Origin of the sequence: Klebsiella sp. HMSC09D12 (genome assembly GCF_001808475.1) — a bacterium.
Lineage (GTDB): Bacteria > Pseudomonadota > Gammaproteobacteria > Enterobacterales > Enterobacteriaceae > Klebsiella > Klebsiella oxytoca.
In genome coordinates this window covers 59,393-74,678 of sequence record NZ_KV793449.1, presented here as the reverse complement: position 1 = coordinate 74,678, position 15,286 = coordinate 59,393, and the positions used below count along the sequence as shown (strand labels likewise).

The 15,286-nt window shown below is 53.8% G+C and carries 18 protein-coding genes; 12 read left to right on the top strand and 6 right to left on the bottom strand.

Annotation, left to right across the window (positions count from 1 at the left end; translation table 11 throughout):
* Positions 1 to 119: 119 nt before the first annotated feature.
* The 7 genes from HMPREF3178_RS31655 to dacC all read left to right on the top strand — a co-directional run bounded on the left by HMPREF3178_RS31655 (position 120) and on the right by dacC (position 5,362).
* Complete coding sequence (locus HMPREF3178_RS31655; protein WP_228290379.1) at positions 120 to 2,561, top strand: hypothetical protein; 2,442 nt, start codon at positions 120 to 122, stop codon at positions 2,559 to 2,561.
* Positions 2,562 to 2,572: 11 nt separating this feature from the next.
* Positions 2,573 to 2,839, top strand: coding sequence for a hypothetical protein (locus HMPREF3178_RS08775; protein ID WP_070585128.1), 267 nt, complete (start codon positions 2,573 to 2,575; stop codon positions 2,837 to 2,839).
* 13 nt (positions 2,840 to 2,852) lie between these two features.
* Positions 2,853 to 3,140, top strand: coding sequence for a hypothetical protein (locus tag HMPREF3178_RS08770; RefSeq protein WP_070585126.1), 288 nt, complete (start codon positions 2,853 to 2,855; stop codon positions 3,138 to 3,140).
* A gap of 96 nt (positions 3,141 to 3,236) precedes the next feature.
* Positions 3,237 to 3,476 (top strand): hypothetical protein, encoded by a 240-nt coding sequence (locus HMPREF3178_RS31650; RefSeq protein ID WP_049594409.1) that lies wholly within the window; start codon positions 3,237 to 3,239, stop codon positions 3,474 to 3,476.
* A complete protein-coding gene (locus HMPREF3178_RS08760; protein ID WP_070585124.1) occupies positions 3,476 to 3,793 on the top strand; it encodes a S24/S26 family peptidase in 318 nt (105 codons plus the stop codon). Before HMPREF3178_RS31650 ends, HMPREF3178_RS08760 begins: the two co-directional genes overlap by 1 nt.
* 11 nt (positions 3,794 to 3,804) lie before the next feature.
* Positions 3,805 to 3,960: a hypothetical protein gene (locus tag HMPREF3178_RS31255; protein WP_175438954.1), complete on the top strand. Its 156-nt coding sequence runs from the start codon at positions 3,805 to 3,807 to the stop codon at positions 3,958 to 3,960.
* A gap of 199 nt (positions 3,961 to 4,159) precedes the next feature.
* Positions 4,160 to 5,362: a serine-type D-Ala-D-Ala carboxypeptidase gene (gene dacC, locus HMPREF3178_RS08755; protein WP_016808089.1), complete on the top strand. Its 1,203-nt coding sequence runs from the start codon at positions 4,160 to 4,162 to the stop codon at positions 5,360 to 5,362.
* 30 nt (positions 5,363 to 5,392) lie between these two features.
* Here dacC and deoR read toward each other — a convergent pair whose 3' ends face one another.
* Positions 5,393 to 6,151, bottom strand: a complete 759-nt coding sequence (deoR, locus tag HMPREF3178_RS08750) for a DNA-binding transcriptional repressor DeoR (RefSeq protein WP_017146227.1) — start codon at positions 6,149 to 6,151, stop codon at positions 5,393 to 5,395.
* A 124-nt stretch (positions 6,152 to 6,275) separates the two neighbouring features.
* Positions 6,276 to 6,869, bottom strand: coding sequence for an undecaprenyl-diphosphate phosphatase (ybjG, locus tag HMPREF3178_RS08745; RefSeq protein ID WP_004100554.1), 594 nt, complete (start codon positions 6,867 to 6,869; stop codon positions 6,276 to 6,278).
* A gap of 319 nt (positions 6,870 to 7,188) precedes the next feature.
* Between ybjG and HMPREF3178_RS08740 the strand changes: the two genes are divergently transcribed.
* Positions 7,189 to 8,424: an MFS transporter gene (locus tag HMPREF3178_RS08740; RefSeq protein ID WP_017146226.1), complete on the top strand. Its 1,236-nt coding sequence runs from the start codon at positions 7,189 to 7,191 to the stop codon at positions 8,422 to 8,424.
* A gap of 47 nt (positions 8,425 to 8,471) precedes the next feature.
* Here the strand turns inward: HMPREF3178_RS08740 and HMPREF3178_RS08735 are convergent, their stop codons facing one another.
* Together HMPREF3178_RS08735 and HMPREF3178_RS08730 are read right to left on the bottom strand one after the other, a co-directional pair.
* Positions 8,472 to 9,287: a Cof-type HAD-IIB family hydrolase gene (locus tag HMPREF3178_RS08735; RefSeq protein ID WP_017146225.1), complete on the bottom strand. Its 816-nt coding sequence runs from the start codon at positions 9,285 to 9,287 to the stop codon at positions 8,472 to 8,474.
* The gene (locus tag HMPREF3178_RS08730) at positions 9,287 to 10,489 is read right to left on the bottom strand and encodes an MFS transporter (protein WP_017146224.1); all 1,203 of its coding nucleotides are present in this window, start codon (positions 10,487 to 10,489) and stop codon (positions 9,287 to 9,289) included. The genes HMPREF3178_RS08735 and HMPREF3178_RS08730 overlap by 1 nt, the downstream gene beginning before the upstream one ends.
* 181 nt (positions 10,490 to 10,670) lie before the next feature.
* Between HMPREF3178_RS08730 and HMPREF3178_RS08725 the strand changes: the two genes are divergently transcribed.
* On the top strand, positions 10,671 to 11,213 hold the full coding sequence (locus HMPREF3178_RS08725) for a TetR/AcrR family transcriptional regulator (RefSeq protein WP_004100562.1): 543 nt from the start codon (positions 10,671 to 10,673) through the stop codon (positions 11,211 to 11,213).
* A 158-nt stretch (positions 11,214 to 11,371) separates the two neighbouring features.
* Here the strand turns inward: HMPREF3178_RS08725 and HMPREF3178_RS08720 are convergent, their stop codons facing one another.
* Complete coding sequence (locus HMPREF3178_RS08720) at positions 11,372 to 13,057, bottom strand: aspartate:alanine antiporter (protein WP_004100564.1); 1,686 nt, start codon at positions 13,055 to 13,057, stop codon at positions 11,372 to 11,374.
* Between the two features lie 267 nt (positions 13,058 to 13,324).
* Here HMPREF3178_RS08720 and ybjM point away from each other — a divergent pair, with 267 nt between their 5' ends.
* The gene (ybjM, locus tag HMPREF3178_RS08715) at positions 13,325 to 13,708 is read left to right on the top strand and encodes an inner membrane protein YbjM (RefSeq protein WP_004100565.1); all 384 of its coding nucleotides are present in this window, start codon (positions 13,325 to 13,327) and stop codon (positions 13,706 to 13,708) included.
* A 6-nt stretch (positions 13,709 to 13,714) separates the two neighbouring features.
* On the opposite strand, the gene HMPREF3178_RS08710 is transcribed toward ybjM, so the two are convergent.
* Positions 13,715 to 13,978, bottom strand: coding sequence for a GrxA family glutaredoxin (locus HMPREF3178_RS08710; RefSeq protein ID WP_004100567.1), 264 nt, complete (start codon positions 13,976 to 13,978; stop codon positions 13,715 to 13,717).
* 203 nt (positions 13,979 to 14,181) lie between these two features.
* Between HMPREF3178_RS08710 and HMPREF3178_RS08705 the strand changes: the two genes are divergently transcribed.
* Both HMPREF3178_RS08705 and nfsA read left to right on the top strand, forming a co-directional pair.
* Complete coding sequence (locus HMPREF3178_RS08705) at positions 14,182 to 14,472, top strand: YbjC family protein (RefSeq protein WP_017146222.1); 291 nt, start codon at positions 14,182 to 14,184, stop codon at positions 14,470 to 14,472.
* The gene (nfsA, locus tag HMPREF3178_RS08700) at positions 14,456 to 15,178 is read left to right on the top strand and encodes a nitroreductase NfsA (protein ID WP_004111822.1); all 723 of its coding nucleotides are present in this window, start codon (positions 14,456 to 14,458) and stop codon (positions 15,176 to 15,178) included. The genes HMPREF3178_RS08705 and nfsA overlap by 17 nt, the downstream gene beginning before the upstream one ends.
* The last annotated feature ends 108 nt before the right edge of the window (positions 15,179 to 15,286 follow it).

The following is a 15,286-nucleotide window of genomic DNA, read 5'->3' as shown; positions in this document are numbered from 1 at the left end:
TACCAGTACGACGACGCCACATACCCCGGCGACGTCGCGTAATACCCCATAACAACCCCTAATTAACTCTTTTCGCTCAAACCCTCGTTTGCGCGAACGCCTTTTTTGGAGCAAAAAACATGGCCTTTAACCCGGAGCTGGGGAGTACTTCTCCGGCGGTGCTGCTCGATAATGCCGAGCGCCTGGATAAGCTGGTGAACTCGGACGCTCTCACCGTGCCTGATCGCGCGGGTGTTGATCTGGATACCTGGCGCGGATTCATGGCGAAAAATGACGAGATTCGTCAGAACCTTGTGCCATTGAGTAAGCAGTACATGACGCTTGAGGCGGCCCAGACGGATATCGTCAATATCCCGGATGGGTCAACAACCTATGTGCGCAGTCCTGATGATGCTTATCTGGCTATTGAGTATATGAATGTCGGCGGTACGCTGGTTGCAACGGGTCGGAAAATGCCATCGGCGATTCCAACGGGATATCAGTCTGCTACCGCGGTTAGCAGCAGCGCGGCTAATACTATCGCTATCACCATTCCTGGACTGTTGATTGAAGGTAGCCTGGTCTATTTTCTTTCCCCAATTCTAAACACTGCTGCGGTCAATGTGACCGTTACAGATACGAAGGGAAACAGCGTCACGCGCGCAATACAGAAGCAAAACAACGGGACGTTAACCGGAGGTGAATTACTTCTGGGCCAGCCCGTTTTGATGCAATTCAGAACCGGGACTGCTAATAATTTTGTTATGGTCGCATCCGGTCCGGTAGCGGCCGAGTTGGCTGTCAGAATTTCAGCACTGGAAATAAACAGCATCGCGTTACTTTCGGGAGTTGTTAATAATGCCGACGCATATTCCGGCACCGCATCTACAATCCCTGGTATTGTTGCTTCTGATCGTGTGTTCCTCTTTACTCCGAACGCTACTAACACGACCAGAACGCCAACGCTTTCAGTCAATGGCGGTACCGCTCGCCAGATAAAGCAGAATAACGGTTCGAACGTCGCGGCTGGTGATTTGGTAGCGGGTTATACTTATCTCGTTAAATTCAATTTCGCATCAGCAGATTTTCGGCTGCTGACCTATCCGGCAGATCGTTCTCGCCTGCTCAACGCATACGCCAGGGCGATAGTGACCAGTGACACAAGCAGCCCAAACGCCATTTCCCTGACTATCCCCGGCCTGTTGGGCGACGGCACCCAACTGACATTTGAACCCGTGGTAGCAAACACTGGCGCAACGACGCTGGTTATTACTGACATGTACGGGAACTCCGTGACGCGCACCCTGCTGAAAGGGGCAAACACCGCACTGACCGGTGGCGAGTTGCAGGTAGCGAAGCCCGTTACAGTTCAGTATCGCGGCTCTCCGGTTAGTAATTTCAAACTTTTGCTCTCTGGGGACCCGACAACCGACATTATTAACCTAGGTAAAAACGTCACTGCGCTACAGGGGGCGGTCAGTGACCCGCTGGCATCATTGAAGGCAAAACTGGTAACGTCGCCATTCGGGGGTATTTCGTTTACTGCCGGCGTCAAAACGGTCACGCCAAATCAGATTATCTGCACGTCTATAGGGTCATCTATCGGAGTGGGGGCTGGTTCCAGTGATGGCTCTGTCTATGCGCCAAATGCTCAATTCGTTGATCAACTGAAAAAACAGCTAAAGTATTTTGGTAATCTGGAAATTATCAATGATAACCAGTGTGTTCCGACTACGGCTATTTCACAATTTTCAGCGCAACTTGATGCTTCGCCCTACGCAACCAGTGATTTTGTTTTGATTGTCCCAGGAATGAATGATGCGCCAGTGGCCAATTTCAATGCTGGTGAAACATATACCGGTGCAGCTAATACGCTCGATGCGATTATTGATAAGTGTCTGGCCCGAGGAGCTATACCGATTGTTTGTACGTCACCACATAATGATGTGACTAAAATTACCTATGCTTTACCAAATGGAGTGGCATCATCCTATCCAGTCAGGACATTTAATGTTTCAACCAGCTTTGTATTTGATCCAGTAGCGAATACTATTACGCAGAATGCGTTTGCCAACGCGCAGTATGGCGGAAATATATTAAAGGCAGGAGATTCATTAAAGGTTGGCTCTGGCCCTAACGTCGGAACATATACAATAGCCTCCATATCAGCAGACAGAACCGTGGTGACTGTCAACGAACCCATTTCAGAAGCCAGTAGTGCGTCCGTTAATATTATGCAAGTCAACATGGATATGGAGCTTGTTCTTTTCCCGCCACCATCACAATCTGTTGTATCGCGAGACTGGACGGGGAGCGGAGTTGAGGTTTCTGGGGACGTGCGTTTCTGGATGGCAAACAACTCTTATCGCTCAAGTGCCAGAAACAAAAATGTGTACATCGCAGAGGGTGAAATATCGTTTATGCGTGCTGTTGAAACAGTGGGATGGTCAGGGGTTTACATTCCTGCTAACTACAACCATTTTAATGATTATGGTTATACCGCGATGGGCCAGCCTATCCGTGAGTGCGCAAACTTCTACGCCCAGCAAATATATCTTGGCAGGCAGGTAATTCAAAATTAACCGGAGTATGTATGTCGTTTAAACACTCACCCCTCATTCATGTTACACAAAACATCCCTGATGAAGCGTGGCTGACAATGTATGTCAAAGACATTATCAAAAAGCCATTTGGTATTGATGGAGAAGAGCGTTACTACGCACACCTTTGGGCGAAATGTTCAGATGGAAGTGATATTTACCATGGCATTTACATGGTAAGCGTTGATTCTGATTCTGATATTTCAGGGGCAGAAGATGAAATCCAGTTACTGCCAGAGTTTAATCCCTTAACGAACTAATAAGAAGGTGCAAATGTCCTTTAAATTATCTGCGACAAAAACTGTTCAGATTCATTACCTCGGTGGCTATTTGTGCGATAAGCAGATAAACATCGACCTGATTTACTCTGTCGAAAGTGTCAGGCAGGATGATGCGGGGCTGGTTAAAGCCTCTTTGTCTGTTCGATACAATGACGCGGCAAAGGTTAATGTAGGCGAGTATCCTGTCACTCTGGATACGTCATCCTCAAAACCGTGGACTGAGCAGGCAGAATATCAGCTTATGCAAACTGATGAATTTGCTGGAGCTGTAGCTGTGTAAGTCATCAAACAGACAAGTGGTTGTTCAAACGCTATTGATCTTCCCTTTCAATAAAACTACTGTATATAAAAACAGTATCATAAGGGGGGGAAGGTCATGCTCAGACAATCAGACATCAACAACGCCTTTCGGGAGTCAATTCTTCGAAACTCGAAAGGCTACCAGTACCTGCACACCAGGGATTTCGTATCTTCGCTGCAGCGGCGCGGCATCCACTTCTCTGAGTCCGAGGCCAATCGCTGGATAGAGCGATATCAGAACTGCTTTGCTGACAAGACCCCGGACCACAGCGAAAACCGTTTGTGGATTTTGAGAAACATGGGGAGGGTCATGTAATGGGCTTTCCATCGCCGGCCACAGATTATGTTGAAAGCACCCTGACCGTGAACTCTCTGTGCAATATCGGAGCGAACTCGCGAGTTATCTCAACTGACCGTGGGTATGTTGTTCTGGACTTGTCGCTGAAGGTAAAGCAGGGGAGTATTCTGCTCATTCGTTCTGCTGGCGAACTTCAGTTTGCAAAGCTAATGGGTAGATCTTTCATCACGGTAGAGGGAGAATCGATTGAAGGTGATGCCATGGATGAGGTTGAAGTGCTCGGAGTCGCAACGCACGTGATCAACGATATGAGGCAGGATGATAGCCCTGTTTAAAGGGGGTAAAAATGGGGCAGATTTTGGGGCAAAATGGCGTTTGGGGCACGGTTTGGGGCAATCAAATGTCCGCATTTGTCCGCATTTGTCCCGAAGTCAACCGCGCTATATCATTGAAAATATGGCAGATCATTGAATTTGCTAAACTAATTTTTTGCATGCCATAATAAAGTTAATATTTAGGCAACCGCGATCAAAAAAATTGCGCTGTTTGCAGCGCCGCGCGAGGTTATTGCGTAAACTTTAAAAACTTTACCAACTCGCTGTTTCTTTAAGGTCATTTGTACGCTTTACTCACCGGCTGCTGCGGCGCGGAACGAGTGTGGCGGCATATTTTTGTTTGGAAAGGATACTTGGGTGGCTCTTATGACGCATGATGCTTTTTCCCTTCGCGGCCTCGCGGCAGGCTGCGCGCTTTTATTTCTCGTCGCGCCTGCGGTGCAGGCTGCGGAACAACTCCCCGATGCGCCATCCATTGACGCGCGCGCCTGGATCCTGATGGACTATGCCAGCGGCAAAGTACTCAGCGAAGGCAATGCCGATGAAAAACTCGATCCGGCAAGCCTGACCAAGATCATGACCAGCTACGTTGTCGGCCAGGCGCTAAAGGCGGGTAAGATTAAGTCTACGGATATGGTGACCATCGGGCGCGATGCGTGGGCCACCGGTAACCCGGCGCTGCGCGGCTCCTCGGTGATGTTCCTCAAGCCTGGAATGCAGGTGTCGGTGGAAGATCTTAACAAGGGCGTTATCATTCAGTCCGGCAACGACGCCAGCATCGCGATTGCCGACTACGTGGCGGGCAGCCAGGACGCCTTTGTCAGCCTGATGAACGGCTATGCGCAGAAGATGGGCCTCACCAATACCACCTTTAAGACCGTGCACGGGCTTGATGCGCCGGGTCAGTTCAGTACCGCCCGCGATATGGCGCTGCTGACCAAAGCGATGATCCATGATGTGCCGGAAGAGTATGCGATCCACAAAGAAAAAGAGTTCACTTTCAACAAAATCCGTCAGCCGAACCGTAACCGCCTGCTGTGGAGCACGAACCTTAACGCTGACGGCGTGAAAACCGGAACCACCGCCGGTGCGGGCTACAATCTGGTCTCTTCCGCGACGCAAAACGACATGCGCCTGATTGCCGTCGTGCTCGGCACCAAAACTGACCGTATCCGATTTAACGAATCTGAAAAATTGCTGACCTGGGGCTTCCGCTTTTATGAAACCGTGACGCCGATTAAACCTGATGCCACCTTCATTACCCAGCGCGTCTGGTTTGGCGATAGCAGTGAAGCGAAGCTTGGCGCGGGCGATGCCGGTTCCATCACGCTGCCGAAAGGCCAGCTGAAAAACCTGAAGGCCAGCTACACCCTGAATGATACGCAGCTGACCGCACCGCTGACTAAAGGGCAGGTTGTCGGCACCATCGACTTTAAACTGAATGATAAAACCATTGAACAGCGGCCGCTGATTGTTATGGAAGCGGTCAATGAAGGCGGGTTCTTTAGCCGGATGATCGATTTCGTGCTGATGAAACTGCACGGCTGGTTCGGCGGCTGGTTCTCGTAAAATGCAGGCCGCGCCCTGCGGGGCGCGGTTTTAGTAAAGGAGTGAAATTTGTTCTTCTTTCGCCAGCGTAAGCAGCTCGTCATCCGGACACACGTCGCTGGCAATCACGTCAAACTGCGATAAATCGCCCATCCGCGCCGGCCGAACTTTGCCAAATTTACTGTGATCGACGACCAGCACGTGGTAGCGCGCGCTTTTCATCGACCAGTGTTTAACCGGCAGCTCCTCGAGGTTAAAGCAGGTCGCTCCCTGCTCGCAATCGACGCCCGCGGCGGAATAAAACGCGATATCCGGGCAAAGATGGCTTAGCGTATCCTGCAGGCTCAGCGGTTTAAAAATGGCGTTGCTGGCGTGGAACTCGCCGCCGCATAAAATCGCGCGGCACTGTGGCTTTTCCTGCAAGGAAAGGAAGGTGTTGAGCGAATAGCAGACCCCGGTAAACGGCAGGGCGTTGTCGATGGCATCGATAATCCACGGCGTGGTGGTCCCGCAGTCGAAAAAGGCCATCTGATGAGCCTCAAGCAGCTTTGCCGCATGGCGGGCGGCGCGGCGTTTTTCATCAACAAGGCGCGTTTTCTGGTCGCTTAGCAGATAGTGCGTCGCGCTGCGCGGCTCCAGAACGATATAGCCGCCCAGCAAAACGACCGGGCCGCTGTGGCCGTTGAGGTCGCGACGAATAGTCATCTCTGACACCCCAAGCAGGGTGGCCGCTTCTTTTAGATGCAGTTTATCACTGCGCTTGAGTGCCTGAATAAGCTGGCTGATGCGTTCGTCACGACGAGTTTCCATATTCCCTCTAGGCTAAAGCGCCCTGCATCGACAGGGCGTCAGCGGCGATTTTACCTGCCGAAAGAGGTTTAGTCACGCGCAGGCGTTGGGCTCTGCCGCATTTTACCGGCGGCTGAGAAACAGGTTATTCGCGCACCCAGCCTTTGCGAATCGGTAGCGAAAAGAACAGGCGGTACAGCCGCTGCAGATGCTGATAAAGGGTCTTTCCGCCGCTTTGCCACAAAAGCTGGGCGCTTAGACAGGCGCTCATCGCGGTGAGAAGTCCGCCCAGCATATCCATCGGCCAGTGAACGCCGAGATAGACCCTGGACCAGGCAATTGCGCAGGCAACGGCGAAAAGCAGGACTCCCGACCACAGGCGGTGCCAGAACATAAAGGCCAGCGCAAAGGTAAAGCAGATGGTGCCGTGATTGCTCGGGAAGGAGTTGTTGGGCGAGTGGTGCAGGAAGTTATAACCCATACCGGCGGCGAACGGCCGTTCGTGCGGAAAAAGCGCGCCGAATATCCATGACAGCGTAAGACTAATGGCTAATGCCATCATCACCTTAAATACTAGCTGACGCTGGTTTGGACCCCAAAGCCATAAGGCTAATACCAATAATGGCACAATAATAATCAGGTCTTTGGCGATAAACGTCGCGATCTCTATCGCCCACCACGGGGACGAGGGAGTGGCATTGAGTAATGCAAACAGCGAGTAGTTAATATTTTCCAGCATACGTCCGGGCTCTTTAATCCGTTATCAACAAGCCGCCCACCCTAAGAAACGGTGGCGCTAAGGTAAAGCAGTATTTTCTTAATTATCAGTTTGTTATGAGTGAAATCTTGCATGTATCTTCGTTAACAGACTGAATAAAGGAGTATATAGTGTGTAATCTAATTGAAACATAAACGAAATACATACAGCGGGATTTTTTATTCGCTGGTGGCGAAGAGGTTGCAGAATGGCGATATTTTTCGTCATCGCTCACAATTCGCTATCTCCCCGGCACGACTTTCATTAAACTTTGCGCGGTTTTATTTAAATAAGAGATTTCATGCACAATTCTTCACTTTCAGGCAAACGCCTCGGACGTCAGGCGCTGCTCTTTCCGCTGTGCCTGGTGTTATACGAATTCGCCACCTATATCGGCAATGATATGATCCAGCCGGGCATGCTCTCGGTCGTGGAAGAGTTTGGCGTTGGCAATGAATGGGTTCCGACCTCCATGACCGCCTATCTCGCCGGCGGTATGTTTTTACAGTGGCTGCTGGGCCCGCTTTCGGACCGCATCGGCCGCCGTCCGGTCATGCTGACCGGGGTGGTGTGGTTTATCGTGACCTGCCTGGCGACGCTGCTGGCGCAAACTATTGAGCAGTTCACGCTGCTGCGCTTTTTGCAGGGTATCAGCCTGTGCTTTATTGGCGCGGTTGGCTATGCGGCGATACAGGAGTCTTTTGAAGAGGCGGTATGCATCAAGATTACCGCCTTAATGGCCAACGTCGCGCTGATTGCGCCGCTGCTTGGGCCGCTGGTGGGCGCGGCCTGGGTACATATCTTGCCGTGGGAGATGATGTTTGTCCTGTTTGCCGTACTGGCCGCTATCGCCTTCTTCGGGCTACAGCGGGCGATGCCGGAAACCGCCACCCGCATGGGCGAGAAACTCTCGGTCAAAGAGCTGGGGCGTGATTATCGTGAAGTGCTGAAAAACCTGCGCTTTGTCGCCGGCGCGCTGGCCACCGGTTTTGTCAGCCTGCCGCTGCTGGCGTGGATAGCCCAGTCGCCGGTGATTATCATTAGCGGCGAGCAGGCGACCAGCTACGAATATGGCTTGCTGCAGGTGCCAATCTTTGGCGCGTTGATCGCCGGTAACCTGGTGCTGGCGCGCCAGACTTCCCGCAAAACGGTGCGTTCGTTGATTATCCTCGGCGGCTGGCCAATTATGCTTGGCCTGCTGATTTCCGCCGTCGCTACGGTCGCCTCGACGCACGCTTATTTGTGGATGACCGCCGGGCTGAGCGTTTACGCCTTCGGCATTGGGCTTGCTAACGCCGGGCTGGTGCGCCTGACGCTGTTTGCCAGCGAAATGAGCAAGGGGACGGTATCGGCGGCGATGGGGATGCTGCAAATGCTGATCTTTACCGTGGGTATTGAAGTGAGCAAGCACGCCTATGAGTCTGGCGGCAGCGGACTCTTCAGTTTGCTGAATTTGCTTAGCGGGGTGCTCTGGCTGGCGATGATGGTCTACTTCCTGAAGGACAAACGCGTAGGCAGCTCCCTCGAACCGCAGTAACTCTCCAATGACCTGCTGCGACGTTACGCGCCGCAGCAGGCGCTGTCTCAGACGAACGGCGCTTCGCGATTAAGCACTTTATCAATGATATGGAGTACGCCTTCTTCGTTATTGTGCGGCGCACGATAGCCAGCAACGGCCTTCACCGGCGCGGCGGCGTTGGCCATCGCGTAACCGAATCCGGCATGCTGCAGCATTTCAATATCGTTGCCGCTATCGCCAAAGGCGACCACTTCATGATTGTCGATCCCCCAGCGCTCCTGCAGGATGCGCAGGCCGTTAGCTTTGTGTACTCCAGGAATAATCAGGTCAATGCTGCCGTAGCCGGTAGCGACTGCGGTTACCATATCGCCAAGCGCGGCGTGCAGCTTAGGCTGTATCTCAGGGATCAGCTGGTCCGGGACGTTGAGGCCAAATTTCAGAATCGCATCATCAGCAATATGATTAAAGTCGTCGACCAGTTCGAGGCGATGATAGTACTTTGCCGCGACCGCTTTCAGCTCATCATTATACTGGTTGAGGGTATAAGCGCTGCGCTTACCGCAGGCGATGATTTCAATGTTGGTCAGCGTCTGGAGATGATCGATGACGGTATTGAAATGTTCCTGCGGCATCCGGCAGTTAAATACATCTTCTCCGGCGCTGACCACCCAGCCGCCGTTTTCGGCGACAAAGGCGATCTCGTGCGCTACCTCCGGGAAGAAGGAGATAAGCTGGTAATACTGGTTGCCGCTGGCGACGACGAAGCGGATGCCCTGCTCGCGCATCCGCTGATACTGGGCGAGGAAGCGCTGACGGTTATAGGTTTTGGCATCGCTCAGAAAGGTGCCATCCATGTCTACCGCAATCAATTTGATGCTCATTAACTATTCTCCATCACGGGTTCAGAGTGTGGCTTCGCAACCGCCCGGGCGACGATGGCCGCGACCAGCACCAATGCCAGCACTACCATCATGGCGCTACGCAGACCGAAGTGCTCGCCGAGGAAGCCCAGCAGCGGCGGCCCGACGAGGAAGGCGAGGTAGCCGGTAATCGCCACCACGCTGACGCGCTTCGGTGCATCCGGGCCAGTGTCGCTGGCGGCGGAAATGGTCAGCGGGAAGCCGAGCGATGCGCCGAGGCCCCATAATAGTACGGAGAGGCCGGCGACCCACGGGTTATCGACAAAAATAATCAGGCCAATGCCCAGCGCGCCCATGACCGCGCTGGCGCGAACCACCGTCACCCGGCTGTAGCGGTCAATAAACCAACCGCCGGTAAAACGGCCGAGAGTCATACCGAGGGTGAAGCCCGCGTAAATCAGCGACCCGGAAGTCGGGCTGAAGCCGTGGCCGTCCACCATCAGCAGCGGCAGCCAGTCGTTGGCGGAACCTTCGGCAAAGGCCATGGCCAGGACGATGACGCCAATCAGCAGCAACTGAGCATCTCGCCATATCGGCAGGCCTTTGCCTTCATGGCGCGCCGCTTCCGCTGCATTCTTGCCTGTACCTTCCGGAATTGCGCGAATGGCGATAGCGATGGGGGCGACAGCCACCAGCGCCGCCAGCAGAATGTGCGGCGCGGCGGGCAGGCCGAAGCCGGTGACCGCCATGCCTATTCCGGCGCCGACGAGCGTGCCGAAGCTGTAGAAACCATGCATCATCGGCAGCACGGTTTTATTCATTTCGCGTTCAACGGCGGCGCCTTCAACGTTAATCGCCACTTCCGCTGAACCAAAGCTGGCGCCGAAGATGGCTAAGCCAACAGCAAACAGCACCGCCGAGGTAAACCATAGCGCGGCGCTGAGGACCAGCATGCCGACCACCGCGCAGGACATGGTGGTACGAATCACTTTTCGGGTGCCGAATCGATTGACCAGCCACGCTGAGCAGAGGATGCCGCTCATCGAACCTATTGATAGTCCAAATAATACAATCCCCATTTCCGCCGTCGAGAGCGCGAGCAGATCGCGAATCGCCGGCGTGCGGGTCGCCCATGAGGCCATGAGTAATCCAGGGATAAAAAAGAACATGAAGAGCGCCCACAGCCTTAGCTGAAGGGCTCTGCGGGAGGTTTGCGCTGTCATCCGTAAATGCCCGAGAGTGGAGAGATGCAGACAACAGTAGCAAGGTTGTGTACATTTGTACATCCAGGCTGCTTGCTGAAGAATGTTTTTTTATTGACCTCTATGATTCGATTCAGCCTGAGGAATGCGCCCAGCATCCGCTAAGGGATTAAGCGCCTATTTAAATGAGAGAGGAACACTGATGGCCCGTCGACCAAACGACCCGCAGCGTCGGGAGCGGATTTTGCAGGCGACGCTGGACACGATCGCGATACACGGCATCCACGCGGTCACGCATCGGAAAATCGCCACCTGTGCGGGCGTGCCTTTGGGCTCGCTGACCTACTATTTCAGCGGTATCGAGGCGCTGGTCGAAGAAGCGTTCAGCCTGTTTACCGGCCAGATGTCGGCGCAGTATCAGCTGTTTTTTGCCGATGTGCATAGCCGCGAAGAGGCCTGTGACGCGATTGCCGAGCTGATATTTAGCGCCCAGGTGACCACCGCACGCAATATGGAGCTGATGTATCAGCTGTATGCTTTTTGCAGCAGCCAGCCGAATTTAAAAGCAGTCATGCAAAACTGGATGCTGCGCAGCCAGCAGACTCTGGAACAGTGGTTTGAACCAGCAACGGCCCGCGGGCTTGACGCCTTTATCGAGGGTATGACGCTGCACTTCGTGACCGACAGAGCGCCGCTATCCAGAGAAGCAATTCGACTGATGGTGGGAAGGCTGGCGGGAGAGTGAGCGGGGCGCAGAAAACAAAAAACCCATCAACCTTGAACCTAAGTGGCGGGGTTGATGGGCTCCACAAAATGGGGACATCAAAGAAAAGCAGTGGCACTACTTATGACTGATGCCAGCAAAAAAAGTTCTGCGTATGCGCGTTTTTTTTCTTAAAAAATTCACTGTAGTCCCGGCCAGATGATGACAATCAGCGTACCTGCCAGGGTTAACAATACGTTAGCGATGGCGTAGGTCCCCGCGTATCCCAGCGCCGGAATATTGCTGCGGGCAGTATCGCTGATAATTTCCATCGCCGGCGCGCAGGTACGGGCGCCCATCATGGCGCCGAAGAGCATCGCGCGGTTCATGCGCAGGATGTACGCGCCGAACAGGAAGCAGATAACCACCGGTACCAGGCTGACGATCAGGCCCGCCGCCAGCATCTGACCGCCGACGGCGCCGAGGCCGTTGTTAATCCCGGCGCCCGCGCTGAGCCCCACGCCGGCCATAAATACCATCAGGCCGAACTCTTTCACCATATTCAGCGCGCCCTGAGGGATGTAGCCGAACGTCGGATGGTTGGCGCGCAGGAAGCCGAGCATAATGCCGGCAAACAGCAGACCGGCGGCGTTACCGATGCCGAAGCTGAACGAACTGAACTGGAAGGTGATCATGCCGATCATCAGGCCAACGATAAAGAAGGCGCAGAAGGCGAGCAGGTCGGTCACCTGACTGTGAATGGAGATGAAGCCGATACGATCGGCGACGGTTTTAACGCGACGCGCGTCGCCGCTGACCTGCAGCACATCGCCCTTGTTGAGCACCACGTTATCGTCGATAGGCATTTCGATCTGGCTGCGAATGACGCGGTTTAAGAAGCAGCCGTGGTCGGTCAGCTTCAGCTGCGCCAGGCGACGGCCGACGGCATTGTGGTTTTTGACCACGATCTCTTCGGTGACGATGCGCATATCGAGCAGATCGCGGTCGAAGACCTCTTTGCCGTTACGGAAGCTTGGGTCGAGGCGGGCATGGGCATCCGGGTAGCCCACCAGGGCGATATCATCGCCCATCTGCAGCACCGCATCGCCGTCCGGGTTCGCGAGAATGCCGTTGCGGCGGATGCGCTCAATGTAGCAGCCGGTCTGGCGGTAAATACCCAGCTCGCGCAGATTTTTACCATCAGCCCACGCCACCAGCTCCGGACCGACGCGGTAGGCGCGGATCACCGGCAAATAGACCTTACGCCGGGAGTCGGTATCGAGACCGCGCTCGCGGGCGATTTGCTGGGCGCTGGTCTGCAAATCCTGATGCTGCAGCTTCGGCATATAGCGGGCGCCGACGATCAGGCTGACCAGGCCAATCAGATAGGTCAGCGCATAGCCGAGGCTCAGATGATCGAGCGAAAGGGCGAGCTGATCGCTGGGCATGCCGAAGTGGCGAAGCGTATCCCCGGCGCCGACCAGCACGGGAGTAGACGTCATCGCGCCGGCGAGCATCCCGGCCGTCAGGCCGATATCCCAGCCGAAGAGCTTACCCAGTCCCATGGCGATCAGCATTGCGCTGCCGACCATCACCAGCGCGAGCATCAGGTAATTTTTCCCATCGCGAAAAAAAATAGAAAAAAAGTTGGGTCCCGCTTCTACGCCGACGCAAAAAATAAACAGCATAAAGCCGAGATTGAGGGCGTCAGTGTTAATACTGAAATGCTGCTGCCCTAATAATAGGGAAACCACTAAAACGCCAATGGAATTACCAAGTTGTACCGACCCGAGACGCAGTTTCCCGAGGCAGAGTCCCAGTGCAAGTACAACGAACAATAACAGGATGTAATTCCCGTTTAACAAATCTGCGACGTTTATATTCACGAAAGCCAACTTCTCATTTACTAGTAAGTTGTTGAAGGAAATGGTTATTTGGTCTAAGGTTGGTCCAGTGTTCGCGTTGTCCCGAACGCTATTCTGGCATCCCGTTATAACCAGCAAAATATAGTCGATAGTTTAATCTTTCCTGGGGGCTGCGGCTAGCAACAATCGTTATTACCTTGACGGGATCTTTTATTGGCATGGATTGCCAGAATCTTTATCTGACTGGGCGAAGTGGAAGTTGGTTAGAGGCAAAATCAGGAGGATGTCGTGAAATCTGAGCGTGCTTGGGCCGGTATTATCTGTGGATTCTTTCTATTTATCGTGGTTTGCTTATCGCTGCTGTTACATATGAAAGGCGCCTTTCGGGCTACCGGTAACCCTGAGCTCGGGCTGCTGTTCTTTTTGCTACCCGGTGCGGCGGCAAGCTGCCTCTCCCCGGGTCAGCGGGTGCTGCGTCCGCTTATCGGCGCTATGCTGGCTGCGCCTATTTGTCTGGTCGTCATGCGGTTATTCTTCGTCACTCAACGATCTTTCTGGCAGGAACTGGCGTGGCTATTTAGCGCGGTGTTCTGGTGCGCGCTGGGCGCGCTGTGCTTTTTATTTATTTGCGCCTGGCTTGATACCAGACGCAAGCCCTCGTCAGAGGAGTGAGTCGTCTCAGGCAAACAGACCGAGATTCTCTTTCGCCCAGGCTTCAAAGTCGGTGCAGCCGCCAATGTGCTTCTGATCGACAAAAATCTGCGGTACGGTTTCAACCGGTTTACCCACGGTTTTCTCCAGATCGGCTTTGCTGATGCCTTCAGCGTGGATATCAATGTAGCGATAGTTAAAATCATCGCGCTCGTTGCTCAGTTTTTCCGCCAGTTCTTTGGCGCGAACGCAATATGGGCAACCTGGACGACCAAAAATTACCGTAAACATACTCTCTCTCCTTAAACCTCAGCCGGATGGCGAATGGGGCGTATCATGCCGCGTTATGGCGACGAGGAAAAGAAGGTTCTGCCTTTTGCTTTGATGGCTTAAGGCTATGTTTGTTAAATATTCTGCTGATGAAACCGCTATACTCCCTCTGATACGCGACTTTTTTACCCGGTTGCGTGATTGCTTTGGACCGGAGGAGCGTTATGCGATCGCCCGCAGCATTACCCAAAAGCGTTCTGGTAGTTGAGTTTATCGGCATGGTGCTGTTGACCCTGGCCTGGCTCTCGCTTAATCAGTACGTCAGCCTGCCTGCGCCGTTTTCCAGCCTGACAGCGGCGCTGCTGATGATCTTCGCGGGGATCCTGCTGATGCTTCCGGCCGCCGTGGCGTTAATCTGGCGTGTGGCGAAAGTTGTTGCCCCGCAGTTGACGCAAACGAAAAATTCCCCTTCATCATTGCCTGACAGAGAAAAACGAGATGACGCCGACCATTGAGCTGCTGCGTAGCCACCGTTCTATTCGCCATTTTACCGACGCGCCGATCAGCGAAGAACAGCGCGCCGCAATTATCGCCAGCGCGCAGGGAGCCTCCAGCTCCAGTTTTTTACAATGTACCTCAATTATTCGCGTTACCGACCCGGAAATACGTCAACAGCTGGTGCCGCTGAGCGGCGGACAGCAGCACGTGGCGCAGGCTGCGGAATTCTGGGTATTCTGCCCTGATTTTAACCGCAATCTGCAAATCTGCCCGGACGCTCAGCTGGGGCTCGCCGAACAGCTCCTGCTGGGCTGCGTCGACACCGCGATTATGGCGCAGAATGCGCTGGTGGCGGCGGAATCTCTTGGCCTGGGCGGCGTCTATATCGGCGGGCTGCGTAACAATATTGATGCGGTGACCCAGCTGCTGAAGCTCCCACAGCACGTAATGCCGCTGTTTGGCCTGTGCCTTGGCTGGCCTGACGATAATCCGGAAGTGAAACCGCGCATGCCGTCGGCGATGCTGGTTCATGAAAATCACTATCAGCCGCTGGATGAGACGGTCCTTGCTGAATATGACGAGCAGTTGGCGCACTATTATCTCTCTCGCGGCAGCAACACGCGTCGCGATACCTGGAGCGACCATATCCGCCGGACTATCGTCAAAGAAAGCCGGCCATTTATTCTGGAATATCTGCATAAGCAGGGATGGGCTACGCGCTGATTGCGTGTAAACTGCACCCGGTCTGACGCAAGGAAATTCCGCAGGTCAGCGCTAATTTAAAACGTTGTTTGCTACTCAGAGGCCCGCCAGAGCGGGTCTTTTCGCAGA

Excerpts from the sequence above, each read along its gene's own strand:
- HMPREF3178_RS31655 (WP_228290379.1), top strand. The coding sequence starts at position 120 with ATGGCCTTTAACCCGGAGCTGGGGAGTACTTCTCCGGCGGTGCTGCTC.
- HMPREF3178_RS08775 (WP_070585128.1), top strand. The coding sequence starts at position 2,573 with ATGTCGTTTAAACACTCACCCCTCATTCATGTTACACAAAACATCCCT.
- HMPREF3178_RS08770 (WP_070585126.1), top strand. The coding sequence starts at position 2,853 with ATGTCCTTTAAATTATCTGCGACAAAAACTGTTCAGATTCATTACCTC.
- HMPREF3178_RS31650 (WP_049594409.1), top strand. The coding sequence starts at position 3,237 with ATGCTCAGACAATCAGACATCAACAACGCCTTTCGGGAGTCAATTCTT.
- HMPREF3178_RS08760 (WP_070585124.1), top strand. The coding sequence starts at position 3,476 with ATGGGCTTTCCATCGCCGGCCACAGATTATGTTGAAAGCACCCTGACC.
- HMPREF3178_RS31255 (WP_175438954.1), top strand. The coding sequence starts at position 3,805 with ATGGGGCAGATTTTGGGGCAAAATGGCGTTTGGGGCACGGTTTGGGGC.
- dacC (WP_016808089.1), top strand. The coding sequence starts at position 4,160 with ATGACGCATGATGCTTTTTCCCTTCGCGGCCTCGCGGCAGGCTGCGCG.
- deoR (WP_017146227.1), bottom strand. The coding sequence starts at position 6,151 with ATGGAAACTCGTCGTGACGAACGCATCAGCCAGCTTATTCAGGCACTC.
- ybjG (WP_004100554.1), bottom strand. The coding sequence starts at position 6,869 with ATGCTGGAAAATATTAACTACTCGCTGTTTGCATTACTCAATGCCACT.
- HMPREF3178_RS08740 (WP_017146226.1), top strand. The coding sequence starts at position 7,189 with ATGCACAATTCTTCACTTTCAGGCAAACGCCTCGGACGTCAGGCGCTG.
- HMPREF3178_RS08735 (WP_017146225.1), bottom strand. The coding sequence starts at position 9,287 with ATGAGCATCAAATTGATTGCGGTAGACATGGATGGCACCTTTCTGAGC.
- HMPREF3178_RS08730 (WP_017146224.1), bottom strand. The coding sequence starts at position 10,489 with ATGACAGCGCAAACCTCCCGCAGAGCCCTTCAGCTAAGGCTGTGGGCG.
- HMPREF3178_RS08725 (WP_004100562.1), top strand. The coding sequence starts at position 10,671 with ATGGCCCGTCGACCAAACGACCCGCAGCGTCGGGAGCGGATTTTGCAG.
- HMPREF3178_RS08710 (WP_004100567.1), bottom strand. The coding sequence starts at position 13,978 with ATGTTTACGGTAATTTTTGGTCGTCCAGGTTGCCCATATTGCGTTCGC.
- HMPREF3178_RS08705 (WP_017146222.1), top strand. The coding sequence starts at position 14,182 with ATGCGATCGCCCGCAGCATTACCCAAAAGCGTTCTGGTAGTTGAGTTT.
- nfsA (WP_004111822.1), top strand. The coding sequence starts at position 14,456 with ATGACGCCGACCATTGAGCTGCTGCGTAGCCACCGTTCTATTCGCCAT.